Raw genomic sequence first — 11,900 nt, 5'->3', positions numbered from 1 at the left:
CATGACACAGCAAATCAAATACAAACGCGTATTACTGAAACTCTCCGGCGAATCTCTGATGGGTTCCGATCCGTTCGGCATCAATCACGATACCATCGTTCAAACTGTCGGCGAAATTGCCGAAATCGTGAGAATGGGCGTGCAAGTCGGTATCGTTGTCGGCGGCGGTAACATTTTCCGCGGCGTATCTGCACAAGCAGGCAGCATGGACCGCGCCACTGCCGACTACATGGGCATGATGGCGACCGTCATGAACGCGTTGGCACTCAAAGACGCATTTGAAACTTTGGGCATCAAAGCGCGCGTACAATCCGCACTGTCTATGCAGCAAATTGCTGAAACTTACGCCCGCCCTAAAGCCATTCAATATTTGGAAGAAGGCAAAGTCGTGATTTTCGCCGCCGGTACCGGTAATCCGTTCTTCACAACCGATACTGCCGCCGCATTGCGCGGTGCGGAAATGAACTGCGACGTGATGCTCAAAGCCACCAACGTCGACGGCGTGTACACCGCAGACCCGAAAAAAGACCCATCTGCAACACGCTACGAAACCATTACTTTTGACGAAGCCTTGTTGAAAAACCTCAAAGTGATGGATGCCACCGCTTTCGCCCTCTGCCGCGAACGCAAACTCAATATCGTGGTATTCGGCATTGCTAAAGAAGGCTCGCTCAAACGCGTGGTAACCGGTGAAAACGAAGGTACACTGGTTCACTGCTAATCATTGAAAGGCCGTCTGAAACAGCCGAACGGGATACATTCGGCTTTCAGACGGCCTTTTATTTTCAGTCGGTTGCGTAGGCATTGGCTCATGGTTTGAAAAGGTTAAGGGCTTGCTTGACCATAATATCCAACCGACAACGATACAAAAGGATACCCCATGAATATCACCGTCTTGGCTGTCGGCACGAAAATGCCGCGTTGGGTGGATGAAGCCGTCGGCGAGTACGCCAAACGCTTCGGGCGCGATGTCAATTATGCGCTGAAAGAAATCAAGCCCGAAAAACGCGGCGCGGGTGTGAATGCGGCTCAGGGCATGGTGGCTGAAGAAAAACGCCTGCTGGAAGCCATACCGCAGGGCGCGTTTTTGGTGGTATTGGACGAGCGCGGCAAAGCGCCGACTTCGGTCGAATTGGCACAATATTTAAAAAACTGGCAGCAAAACGGCGAACACGTCTGCTTTATTATCGGCGGCGCAGACGGCATGACCGACCGTTTGAAACAGCAGGCAAACATGATGATGCGCCTTTCCAGCTTGACCTTGCCGCACGGCATGGTGCGCGTTTTATTGACCGAGCAGCTTTATCGCGCCGTTTCGATTTTGCACAATCATCCGTATCATCGGGAATAATCCGTTTTGATTGCTAGGATAAGACGGCAATACCGCCTTGTCGGTTTGAAAGGGAATAGGGCAAGTCGGTTTAAAGCGGGGTTGAACCTGCTTTCAGACGGCCTGATTTTTCCGCATGAATCCTTTATAATCGTTTCTTTGATAAATCAACATCTTTCGGGAGAACCCAAATGTCCGATTTCCGTCAAGACTTCCTCAAATTCGCTTTGGCACAAAACGTGTTGAAATTCGGTGAATTTACGACCAAGGCCGGCCGTCAGTCGCCTTATTTTTTCAATGCCGGTTTGTTCAATGACGGCGCATCGACTTTGCAGCTGGCGAAGTTTTACGCCGAAGCCATTATTGCCAGTGGCGTGAAGTTCGATATGCTGTTCGGCCCAGCCTATAAAGGCATTATTTTGGCGGCGGCAACAGCGATGATGTTGGCGGAAAAAGGCGTAAACGTGCCTTTTGCCTACAACCGCAAAGAAGCCAAAGATCACGGCGAGGGCGGCGTGTTGGTGGGTGCGCCTTTGAAAGGCCGCGTGCTGATTATCGATGATGTGATTTCCGCCGGTACATCCGTGCGCGAGTCGGTCAAACTGATTGAGGCCGAAGGCGCAACGCCTGCCGCAGTGGCCATTGCGCTCGACCGTATGGAAAAAGGCACGGGCGAATTGTCGGCGGTGCAGGAAGTCGAAAAACAATACGGCCTGCCGGTGGTTTCGATTGCCAACCTGAACGACTTGTTCACGCTCTTGCAAAACAATGCCGAATTTGGCGGCTTCTTCGAGCCGGTCAAAGCTTATCGCGAACGTTACGGCGCGGTTTAAACCATAACATCATGCTCAGGTCGTCTGAAAACTGTTTCAGACGGCCTGAAGCATTGGCTAAAATATATTTTTGATTCAATACACTTACGGAAAATACTCATGCCTGCTTGTTCTTGTCCTCATTGTAAAACACCGCATTGGGTGAAAGATGCCCAGTTGAACGTGGCGCAGGGTTTCGTGGTCTGCACGCGTTGTTCGGGGATGTTTAAGGCCAAGGATTATCTGTCGGGCAACCTGCCGGCCGATCCGGCCCATCTGCCTGTGGCGGTAACGGATGTGCGCCTCGTGCATAACATCGGCGCGCAAATTCTCAAGCATTCCAAACTCTCGCGCAAAGAAATTTCCGATTTGCTCAATAGCGCGCTTAAGGAAGAGCCCAAGGCGGAAGAGCAGGCGGCGGTCAAAACGCGCAAGGACGGTTTCAACTGGACTTTGGCATCGTTGATTGCGCTGACGGTTTTGATTATGCAACTCTTTTATCTTGCCCTGCTATGAGTGCCATCGCCCATTTTGTCGCCAGCTTTCGCGAGGCCGCGCCCTATATCCAATATTTGCGTGGCAAAACCATGGTGGTCGGCGTGACCGACAGCCTGTTGGAAGGCGAAACCTTGATTCGTTTGGCCGCAGATTTGAATCTGTTGGCCAGCTTGGGCTTGCGTTTGGTCTTGGTACACGGTTCGCGGCATTTGCTCGACAAATTGGCTTCGGGTCGGAATTTTGTTCCAAAATACAGCGGCAGCCGTCGGATTACCGATGAAGCGACCCTGATGGAAGTGAAGCAGGTGGCGGGGATTATCCGCAGCGATGTGGAAGCCGCCTTGTTCAGCAGCGTATCTGCGCAGCAACGGAGCAAGCCGCCGGTTATCGCGTGCGGCAACTTTATTACCGCCCGTCCGTTGGGCGTTATTGACGGCGTGGACATGGGCTATACCGGTACCGTCCGCAAAATCGACGCAGAAGAAATCCGTTTGCGTTTGGATGGCGGCGCCGTGGTGCTGATCAGCCCTTTGGGACATTCGTACAGCGGCAAAACCTTCAATCTGAGTATGTGTGAAACCGCTCAGGAAGTGGCCATGGCTTTGCAGGCGGAGAAACTGGTTTTCTTGACCGAAGAAGCCGGTATCCGTCGTGCCGACGGCTCTTTGGCCAATACTTTGTCTATCGGCGAAGTGCAGGAACTGATACACGACAATCCCGATGCGCCGGCCGATTTGTTGCATGCGGCGGTAGGCGCGTTGGAAAACGGCGTATCGCGGGTGCAGATTCTCAACGGCCGTGAAGACGGCAGCCTGCTGCGCGAGCTGTTTACCCGCGAGGGCAGCGGTACATCTATTGCGCGCGAGCCGTTTGTTTCCATCCGTCAGGCACGCAGCGACGATATTCCGCACATCATCGCCTTAATCCGCCCTCTGGCGGAACAAGGCATCTTGTTACACCGCAGCCGCGAGTATTTGGAAAACCATATTTCCAGCTTTTCCGTATTGGAACACGATCAAAACATTTACGGCTGCGTGGCGTTGAAAACCTTTTCCGAACCGGACTGCGGCGAATTGGCCTGTCTGGTGGTATCGCCCGAAGCGCGCGATGGCGGCTACGGCGAACTGCTGTTGGAACATCTGTTTCAAAAAGCGCGTGCCTTAAATATCAAAACGCTTTTCGCCTTATCCACGCACACGGGCGAATGGTTTGTCGAACGGGGCTTTCAGACGGCCTCAGCCGATGACCTGCCTGCCGAACGCCGGCAGGAATACAATGCCAACGGCCGCAATTCCAAAGTATTCGTTTATGACTTGCAGGCCGTCTGAGAAACTTCAATCCTATTATCCGTTTTTAAAAATTACTCAAATCTTATGTTGAAAATCATCTCTGCCAACGTCAACGGCATCCGCTCCGCCTATAAAAAAGGTTTTTATGAATACATCGCCGCATCGGGCGCGGACATTGTCTGCGTGCAGGAACTGAAAGCTCAAGAAGCCGATCTGTCGGACGATATGAAAAATCCGCACAGTATGCACGGCTACTGGCATTGCGCCGAAAAGCGCGGTTACAGTGGCGTGGCGGTGTACAGCAAACGCAAACCCGACAATGTGCAAATCGGCATGGGCATTGAAGAATTTGACAGGGAAGGCCGTTTTGTCCGTTGCGATTTCGGCAAGTTGTCGGTAATTTCGCTGTATCTGCCCAGCGGCAGCAGCGCGGAAGAGCGCCAACAAGTGAAATACCGCTTTTTGGACGCGTTCTATCCCATGCTCGAAGCCATGAAAAACGAAGGGCGCGATATTGTCGTTTGCGGCGACTGGAATATCGCCCACCAAAACATCGACTTGAAAAATTGGAAGGGCAATCAGAAAAATTCGGGCTTCTTGCCTGAAGAGCGCGAATGGATAGGCAAAGTCATCCACAAGCTCGGTTGGACTGATATGTGGCGCACACTTTATCCCGATGTGCCGGGCTATACTTGGTGGAGCAACCGCGGACAAGCGTATGCGAAAGATGTCGGGTGGCGCATCGATTATCAGATGGTGACGCCGGAGTTGGCCGCCAAAGCTGTTTCCGCACATGTTTATAAAGACGAAAAATTCTCGGATCACGCCCCTTTAGTTGTGGAGTATGACTATGTTGCCGAATAAGGTTTTTGGTAAATATGATTGGAATATAAACGGCAAAACCGGCGTAGGCGCAGCGTGGGTCGTGGCGGCATTTGTATTGCCTATGCTGGTGTGGGCGGTGTTTATGCTGGCGCGGATGTCCGGCTGGGTTGCGCCGACCAAGGCCAATCCGACATGGGCGTTGGTATGGCTACTGTTTTCCCTGCCTTGCCTGCTGATTGCGGCCAAATGCTTTGCTTGGAAGGGCTGGCGGCTGATTGCCAACATCGTACTTTGTCTGGCGACTTGTGCCATCCTCAGCGTGCCAGCCGCATTGCTGATTGCATTTACACTCAACGACTTGCTCAAATAGGCCGTCTGAAATGCAGAGCTTCGAACTCGAAGAAATGGCACTGTTTCTGATACGCGATGCGGATGAAGCGGAAATGTGGATAGACCGCTGGGTGGTCAGCTATCCGATTGTTCAAACTGCCGAAGCCGATAGTCGGCAAACTATTTCCGAATGGCAACACGCCATTCAGACGGCCTTCGACCATATCGTCAGCAGAAATATTGCCGTCGTGGCTCATGGTGCCGGCGTGTCCGCATTTTTGGCATGGCTGTACCAAGCCGACATCATGACGCAAAAACGCCTGACCAATATTATTTTGGTCTCGCCTCGCCCAGAAGCTTTTCCCGAGGACGAAATCCATACGTTCCAACGCGTCCGCTGCCCTTGCCGTACGGCGTTGGTCATCGCCGAAACAAACGGCACGCCACGCGATTGGGCGCAAGAACAGGCCGACCGCTGGCAGGCGCGCCTGCTTCAATCACCGCATTCCGGCCAGTTAAACGGCGCTCTCGGCGGTTGGCAATGGGGCATGAAGCTGATGCAGGAAATGTTGTTGAGTAAGTAGTGTAGTAATATCTATTAATATTAATAAACGAAGGCCGTCTGAAACCGATATGTATTTCAGACGGCCTTTGTTTGCAAATATCATGTTAAATATAATTAAAAGAAACTATTCTCATTTCTTTTATGAAGCAATATAATTTGGTTGTTTTGTTAAATTGAGTATAAAAATGCAAATACCATTTCATTTGGCTTTATTACCCACGCTGATTATCGCTTCCTTCCCTGTTGCTGCCGCCGATACGCAGGATAATGGCGAACATTACACCGCTACCCTGCCCACCGTTTCCGTGGTCGGACAGTCCGACACCAGCGTACTCAAAGGCTACATCAACTACGACGAAGCCGCCGTTACCCGCAACGGACAGCTCATCAAAGAAACGCCGCAAACCATCGATACGCTCAATATTCAGAAAAACAAAAACTACGGCACGAACGATTTGAGTTCCATCCTCGAAGGTAACGCCGGCATTGACGCTGCTTACGATATGCGCGGCGAAAGCATTTTCCTGCGCGGTTTTCAAGCCGACGCATCCGATATTTACCGCGACGGCGTGCGCGAAAGCGGACAAGTGCGCCGCAGTACCGCCAACATTGAGCGCGTGGAAATCCTGAAAGGCCCGTCTTCCGTGCTTTACGGTCGCACCAACGGCGGCGGCGTCATCAATATGGTCAGCAAATACGCCAACTTCAAACAAAGCCGCAACATCGGAGCGGTTTACGGCTCGTGGGCAAACCGCAGCCTGAATATGGACATTAACGAGGTGCTGAACAAAAACGTCGCCATCCGCCTCACCGGCGAAGTCGGGCGCGCCAATTCATTCCGCAGCGGCATAGACAGCAAAAATGTCATGGTTTCGCCCAGCATTACCGTCAAACTCGACAACGGTTTGAAATGGACTGGGCAATACACCTACGACAATGTGGAGCGCACGCCCGACCGCAGCCCGACCAAGTCCGTGTACGACCGCTTCGGACTGCCTTACCGCATGGGTTTTGCCCACCCGAACGATTTTGTGAAAGACAAGCTGCAAGTTTGGCGTTCCGACCTTGAATACGCCTTCAACGACAAATGGCGCGCCCAATGGCAGCTTGCCCACCGCACGGCGGCGCAGGATTTCGACCATTTTTATGCAGGCAGCGAAAACGGCAGCCGAATCAAACGCAACTACGCCTGGCAGCAGACCGACAACAAAACTCTGTCGTCCAACTTCACGCTCAACGGCGACTACAACATCGGCCGTTTTGAAAACCACCTGACCGTAGGCATGGATTACAGCCGCGAACACCGCAACCCGACCTTAGGTTACAGCCGCGCCTTTACTGCTTCCATCGACCCTTACGACCGCGCAAACTGGCCGGCTTCGGGCAGATTGCAGCCCGTACTGACCGAAAACCGCCACAAAGCCGACTCCTACGGCATCTTTGTGCAAAACATCTTCTCCGCTACGCCCGATTTGAAATTCGTCCTCGGCGGCCGTTACGACAAATACACCTTTAATTCCGAAAACAAACTCACCGGCAGCAGCCGCCAGTACAGCGGCCACTCGTTCAGCCCCAACATCGGCGCAGTGTGGAACATCAACCCCGTTCACACACTTTACGCCTCTTATAACAAAGGTTTCGCGCCTTATGGCGGACGCGGCGGCTATTTGAGTATCGACACTTCGTCTTCTGCCGTGTTCAACGCTGACCCCGAGTACACCCGCCAATACGAAACCGGCGTTAAAAGCAGTTGGCTGGACGACCGCCTCAGCACTACGTTGTCTGCCTACCAAATAGAACGCTTCAATATCCGCTACCGCCCCGACGCGCAAAATGATCCCTACACTTGGGCAGTCGGCGGTAAACACCGTTCGCGTGGCGTGGAATTGTCCGCCATCGGGCAAATCATACCCAAAAAACTCTATCTGCGCGGTTCGTTGGGCGTGATGCAGGCGAAAGTCGTTGAAGACAAAGAAAATCCCGACCGAGTGGGCATCCATTTGAATAACACCAGCAACGTTACCGGCAACCTGTTTTTCCGTTATACCCCGACCGAAAACCTCTACGGCGAAATCGGCGTAACCGGTACAGGCAAACGCTACGGTTACGACTCAAGAAATAAAGAAGTGACTACGCTTCCCGGCTTTGCCCGAGTTGATGCCATGCTTGGCTGGAACCATAAAAACGTCAACGTTACCTTTGCCGCGGCCAATCTGCTCAATCAAAAATATTGGCGTTCGGATGCCATGCCGGGTAATCCGCGCGGCTATACTGCCCGGGTAAATTACCGTTTCTGATGAAATCAGGCAAAGGCCGTCTGAAAATAAGGCTATGATCTAAGCCATATTTCAGACGGCCTTTTATAAAGGTTGAAATAAAACTAAACACATTTTTTCACTCAAATCGAACACACCTCCAACAAAATGCCATAAAATCCGCCCATTGATTTGAATGTAAAGAGATACCTATGAAACTGAAAACCTTAGCCTTGACCTCATTAACCCTGTTGGCATTGGCCGCTTGCGGCAAACAGGCGGAAACCAGCGTTCCGGCAGATAGCGCCCAAAGCAACATATCCGCTCCGGCAGCCCCTGCCGCATTGACCGAAGGTGTCAATTACACCGTATTGTCCAATCCGATTCCGCAACAGCAGGCCGGCAAAATCGAAGTATTGGAATTCTTCGGCTACTTCTGCCCGCATTGCGCCCATCTTGAGCCGGTTTTGAGCGAGCACATCAAAACGTTTAAAGACGATACCTATATGCGCCGGGAGCATGTCGTGTGGGGTGACGAAATGAAACCTTTGGCACGTTTGGCGGCCGCAGTGGAAATGGCCGGTGAATCAGATAAAGCCAACAGCCATATTTTCGATGCGATGGTTAACCAAAAAATCAACTTGGCCGATACCGATACCCTGAAAAAATGGCTGTCCGAACAAACAGCGTTTGACGGCAAAAAAGTATTGGCTGCATTTGAAGCGCCCGAAAGCCAAGCACGTGCGGCTCAAATGGAAGAATTGACCAATAAATTCCAAATCAGCGGCACACCGACTGTGATCGTTGGTGGCAAATACCAAGTCGAATTTAAAGACTGGCAGTCCGGCATGACCACGATTGACCAGTTGGTGGACAAAGTACGCGAAGAGCAGAAAAAGCCGCAATAAGTTGAGGATTGAATGAGCAAAGATTTCGCGTCCCTTATCTCTTTTTCCTTCACTGTGCTGAAAGATCCAAACCATGTGTGATTACTGTTCTGACCTGCGACCTACCGTTCGTATCAGGGTTCCGAAAGAATTATCGCAAATGTTACTGCGAGCCTCTGATCGTTTAGCAGACGGCACGCTTATCGATATTACTCCAGCCTACGACAAAGTTTATGGTCCCAGCCTTGATGTTGCCAAAACCATCGCTAATAGCGGTTACATTACCCATACTGATTCTCAGGGTAATCGTGACATATATGGTTGGAACGATTCTGTGGTACATTATTTTCAATGTACGCACTGCAATGCCGTTTTCAGGCTTGGTGCCGAAACCTACCATGGTAGTGGTGGCCAATGGGAAATGTTGGAAGAGGCATCAGTACGCTATGAAAATTCTTAAAAGGAATAGATTTCATAGTTATATGTGAATAGTAATTCTTGCTAGAGTAAAAACAAAAACGCCGTCTGAAACTTTTCAGACGGCGTTTTCTGTCAAATCGGCTTACAAACCTGGGAACATGCCTTTCATTCCCTTCATGCCTTTGGCCAAACGCATCAGTTTGCCCAAACCGTTGCCGCTGAACATCTTCATCATTTGTTGCATTTGTTCAAACTGTTTGAGCAATTTGTTTACTTCCTGCACGGTTGTGCCCGCACCCATCGCAATACGGCGTTTGCGGCTGGCTTTGAGCAGGGCAGGGTTGGCACGTTCTTTTGGTGTCATTGAGTTGATGATGGCTTCTACTTTGCCCATCGCTTTTTCAGCCGTGCCTTCGGGGATTTGTTTCGATATTTGGCCCAGTTCGCCCGGCATTTTCGACATCAGGTTTTCCAAGCCGCCCATATTGCGCATCTGCTGAATTTGTTCTTTAAAGTCATTGAGATCAAAGCCTTTGCCTTTTTGCAGCTTTTTCGCCATTTTGGCGGCGGCTTCTTCATCAATACCTTTTTGAACGTCTTCAATCAGGGTCAATACGTCGCCCATACCGAGAATACGGCTGGCAAGACGGTCGGGGTGGAAAGGTTCGAGGCCGTTGATTTTTTCGCCGACGCCGATAAATTTAATCGGTTTGCCGGTTACATGGCGTACGGACAATGCCGCACCGCCGCGCGAGTCGCCGTCCATCTTGGTCAATACGACACCGGTCAGCGGCAGGGCTTCATTAAATGCCTGAGCAGTGTTCACAGCATCCTGACCTAACATGGCATCGATGACGAACAAAGTTTCAACCGGGTTGACCGCAGCATGAAGCGCTTTGATTTCGTTCATCATTTCTTCATCGATTGCCAGGCGGCCGGCGGTATCGACCATCAAGACATCGTAAAAATGTTTTTTGGCGTAATCGACGGCGGCAGTTGCAATCTCAACCGGTTTTTGGTTGGTATCAGACGGGAAAAAGTCCACGCCGACCTGTTCGGCCAACAGGCGCAGCTGTTCAATCGCAGCAGGGCGGTAAACGTCGGCAGATACCACCAAAACTTTTTTCTTCTGATCGTTTTTCAGCAGGCGGGCAAGTTTGCCGACGGTTGTTGTCTTACCGGCACCCTGTAAACCAGCCATCAAAACAATGGCAGGCGGTGAAACCGATAAATCCAGTGTTTTGTTTTCCTTGCCCATCAGCTCGACTAAGGCTTGGTTGACCACACCAATAAAGGCTTGGTCAGGTGTCAGACTGCCGACGACTTCTTGGCCAAGGGCCTGTTCTTTGACTGTGTTGACGAATTCTTTAACGACGGGCAATGCAACGTCGGCTTCCAGCAGGGCAAGACGAACCTCGCGCAAGGCTTCTTTAATATTGTCTTCGGTCAGTGTTGATTGGCCGCGAATATTTTTAAGCACCTTGCTGAAGCGGTTGGTCAGGTTGTCTAACATACTTATCCTTGATAATGAGAATAGCTGCCCAATACAGGGCATTCTTTGTTAAAATAAAATTCGGATTATTTTACACGATAGTCCGAAGTTATGCTTCAAGAACACAAACACGCACAGCAAGGCCGTCTGAAACCCTGCCGGCTGCCCATCTAGTGTTCACACGTCTATTGAGAAAGATATTTATGCCGATTGTCTTAATCTGCCTTATGCTGGTGTATGCCGGATTGGGCGCATTTTCCTGGGTGCAACATAAAAAGCACAATAATAAGTCTTACCCGCTGAAAACCGAGTTGCTGATTTTGAGCGGCGCATTATTGGTACATGGTGCAGCATTGATGTTCCCGGTATTGCAGGATAGGGTATTGATTACCGGTTTTGGTTATTCGCTCAGTCTGATAGTTTGGCTGATGTTGATGATGTACTGCCTGGGCAGCTTCTTTTACTGTCTGCGCGGGGTGCAACTCTTATTGTATCCCTGTGCCGCATTGACTTTATTGTTGGGTTTCCTTTTCCCGGGGGATTTTTCAGGCCGTCAAATCGTAGACTTATTGCCACTGTCGCACATTGCATCATCATTGCTCGCATACGGACTGTTTGGCATCGTTACCTTATTTGCCATCCTGATCCTTTTGCTCGACCGCAATCTGCACAAACGCCGTTTTTCCGCATTGGTCAGCTTCTTGCCGCCATTATTGAGTTTAGAAAAACTCATGTTCCAAGGTATGTGGGCAGGTTTCGTCTTGTTGACCTATTCCGTTATCAGCGGTACGTTTTTTGCAGAAACCGTTTTCGGCAAGCCGATGACCTTCACGCATAAAACCATCTTCAGTATTATGTCGTGGCTGATTTATGGCGCATTATTGTTGAAACACAGTATGACCGCATGGCGCGGCAAAAAAGCCGCCGTTTGGACTATTGTCGGATTTATTAGTCTGATTTTTGCCTATGTAGGCAGTAAATTTGTCCTAGAAATTGTCCTTCAACGCATTGGATAAATAGAAATCATAAAAAAGGCCGTCTAAAAGAGCATTTCAGACGGCCTTTAGTTTGTATTTTTTGTATGTGTGGATTATGTAGAAAGTTTGATAGTATTTTTTAGAAATAAAAACCCTGTTAAAACAGGGTGGTGGTTAAATTTCTAGAAATAATTTTGCGAAGGGTGTTGACTGGTTTTGT

At 50.4% G+C, this 11,900-nt stretch carries 13 protein-coding genes; 12 read left to right on the top strand and 1 reads right to left on the bottom strand.

Annotated elements, in window-relative coordinates; translation table 11 throughout:
• Nucleotide 1: 1 nt before the first annotated feature.
• The 11 genes from pyrH to O3681_RS10025 all read left to right on the top strand — a co-directional run bounded on the left by pyrH (nucleotide 2) and on the right by O3681_RS10025 (nucleotide 9,251).
• Complete coding sequence (gene pyrH, locus O3681_RS10075; protein ID WP_003708812.1) at nucleotides 2-721, top strand: UMP kinase; 720 nt, start codon at nucleotides 2-4, stop codon at nucleotides 719-721.
• A 159-nt stretch (nucleotides 722-880) separates the two neighbouring features.
• Nucleotides 881-1,351 carry a 23S rRNA (pseudouridine(1915)-N(3))-methyltransferase RlmH gene (gene rlmH, locus O3681_RS10070; protein WP_371459889.1) on the top strand — a complete coding sequence of 157 codons (471 nt, stop codon included), beginning with the start codon at nucleotides 881-883 and terminating at the stop codon, nucleotides 1,349-1,351.
• A 170-nt stretch (nucleotides 1,352-1,521) separates the two neighbouring features.
• Nucleotides 1,522-2,163, top strand: coding sequence for an orotate phosphoribosyltransferase (gene pyrE / locus O3681_RS10065; protein ID WP_003682682.1), 642 nt, complete (start codon nucleotides 1,522-1,524; stop codon nucleotides 2,161-2,163).
• Nucleotides 2,164-2,262: 99 nt separating this feature from the next.
• Nucleotides 2,263-2,658, top strand: a complete 396-nt coding sequence (locus tag O3681_RS10060; RefSeq protein WP_039862294.1) for an MJ0042-type zinc finger domain-containing protein — start codon at nucleotides 2,263-2,265, stop codon at nucleotides 2,656-2,658.
• Nucleotides 2,655-3,968: an amino-acid N-acetyltransferase gene (gene argA, locus O3681_RS10055; RefSeq protein WP_371459888.1), complete on the top strand. Its 1,314-nt coding sequence runs from the start codon at nucleotides 2,655-2,657 to the stop codon at nucleotides 3,966-3,968. The genes O3681_RS10060 and argA overlap by 4 nt, the downstream gene beginning before the upstream one ends.
• Nucleotides 3,969-4,013: 45 nt before the next feature.
• A complete protein-coding gene (locus tag O3681_RS10050; protein WP_371459887.1) occupies nucleotides 4,014-4,793 on the top strand; it encodes an exodeoxyribonuclease III in 780 nt (259 codons plus the stop codon).
• Entirely contained in the window at nucleotides 4,780-5,124 is a 345-nt protein-coding gene (locus tag O3681_RS10045) for a hypothetical protein (protein WP_049330844.1), read from the top strand. The genes O3681_RS10050 and O3681_RS10045 overlap by 14 nt, the downstream gene beginning before the upstream one ends.
• 10 nt (nucleotides 5,125-5,134) lie before the next feature.
• Nucleotides 5,135-5,668 (top strand): alpha/beta hydrolase, encoded by a 534-nt coding sequence (locus O3681_RS10040; RefSeq protein ID WP_371459886.1) that lies wholly within the window; start codon nucleotides 5,135-5,137, stop codon nucleotides 5,666-5,668.
• Nucleotides 5,669-5,834: 166 nt separating this feature from the next.
• Nucleotides 5,835-7,946 (top strand): TonB-dependent receptor, encoded by a 2,112-nt coding sequence (locus O3681_RS10035; RefSeq protein WP_371459885.1) that lies wholly within the window; start codon nucleotides 5,835-5,837, stop codon nucleotides 7,944-7,946.
• Between the two features lie 170 nt (nucleotides 7,947-8,116).
• Nucleotides 8,117-8,812: a thiol:disulfide interchange protein DsbA/DsbL gene (locus O3681_RS10030; protein ID WP_371459884.1), complete on the top strand. Its 696-nt coding sequence runs from the start codon at nucleotides 8,117-8,119 to the stop codon at nucleotides 8,810-8,812.
• Between the two features lie 139 nt (nucleotides 8,813-8,951).
• Nucleotides 8,952-9,251, top strand: a complete 300-nt coding sequence (locus tag O3681_RS10025; protein WP_371459883.1) for a hypothetical protein — start codon at nucleotides 8,952-8,954, stop codon at nucleotides 9,249-9,251.
• Between the two features lie 102 nt (nucleotides 9,252-9,353).
• On the opposite strand, the gene ffh is transcribed toward O3681_RS10025, so the two are convergent.
• Nucleotides 9,354-10,724 carry a signal recognition particle protein gene (gene ffh, locus O3681_RS10020; RefSeq protein WP_003684000.1) on the bottom strand — a complete coding sequence of 457 codons (1,371 nt, stop codon included), beginning with the start codon at nucleotides 10,722-10,724 and terminating at the stop codon, nucleotides 9,354-9,356.
• 182 nt (nucleotides 10,725-10,906) lie between these two features.
• On the opposite strand from ffh, the gene O3681_RS10015 reads away from it, so the two are divergent.
• Nucleotides 10,907-11,719 carry an inner membrane protein YpjD gene (locus O3681_RS10015; RefSeq protein ID WP_107724176.1) on the top strand — a complete coding sequence of 271 codons (813 nt, stop codon included), beginning with the start codon at nucleotides 10,907-10,909 and terminating at the stop codon, nucleotides 11,717-11,719.
• Nucleotides 11,720-11,900: the final 181 nt, after the last annotated feature.

The organism is Neisseria sp. 27098_8_158 (genome assembly GCF_041433145.1).
GTDB classification, from domain to species: domain Bacteria; phylum Pseudomonadota; class Gammaproteobacteria; order Burkholderiales; family Neisseriaceae; genus Neisseria; species Neisseria subflava_E.
This window is presented reverse-complemented; position numbering and strand designations above follow the sequence as displayed.

Bases quoted from the DNA above. Each gene is read 5' to 3' on its own strand.
- pyrH (WP_003708812.1), top strand. From the start codon at position 2: ATGACACAGCAAATCAAATACAAACGCGTATTACTGAAACTCTCCGGC.
- rlmH (WP_371459889.1), top strand. From the start codon at position 881: ATGAATATCACCGTCTTGGCTGTCGGCACGAAAATGCCGCGTTGGGTG.
- pyrE (WP_003682682.1), top strand. From the start codon at position 1,522: ATGTCCGATTTCCGTCAAGACTTCCTCAAATTCGCTTTGGCACAAAAC.
- O3681_RS10060 (WP_039862294.1), top strand. From the start codon at position 2,263: ATGCCTGCTTGTTCTTGTCCTCATTGTAAAACACCGCATTGGGTGAAA.
- argA (WP_371459888.1), top strand. From the start codon at position 2,655: ATGAGTGCCATCGCCCATTTTGTCGCCAGCTTTCGCGAGGCCGCGCCC.
- O3681_RS10050 (WP_371459887.1), top strand. From the start codon at position 4,014: ATGTTGAAAATCATCTCTGCCAACGTCAACGGCATCCGCTCCGCCTAT.
- O3681_RS10045 (WP_049330844.1), top strand. From the start codon at position 4,780: ATGTTGCCGAATAAGGTTTTTGGTAAATATGATTGGAATATAAACGGC.
- O3681_RS10040 (WP_371459886.1), top strand. From the start codon at position 5,135: ATGCAGAGCTTCGAACTCGAAGAAATGGCACTGTTTCTGATACGCGAT.
- O3681_RS10035 (WP_371459885.1), top strand. From the start codon at position 5,835: ATGCAAATACCATTTCATTTGGCTTTATTACCCACGCTGATTATCGCT.
- O3681_RS10030 (WP_371459884.1), top strand. From the start codon at position 8,117: ATGAAACTGAAAACCTTAGCCTTGACCTCATTAACCCTGTTGGCATTG.
- O3681_RS10025 (WP_371459883.1), top strand. From the start codon at position 8,952: ATGTTACTGCGAGCCTCTGATCGTTTAGCAGACGGCACGCTTATCGAT.
- ffh (WP_003684000.1), bottom strand. From the start codon at position 10,724: ATGTTAGACAACCTGACCAACCGCTTCAGCAAGGTGCTTAAAAATATT.
- O3681_RS10015 (WP_107724176.1), top strand. From the start codon at position 10,907: ATGCCGATTGTCTTAATCTGCCTTATGCTGGTGTATGCCGGATTGGGC.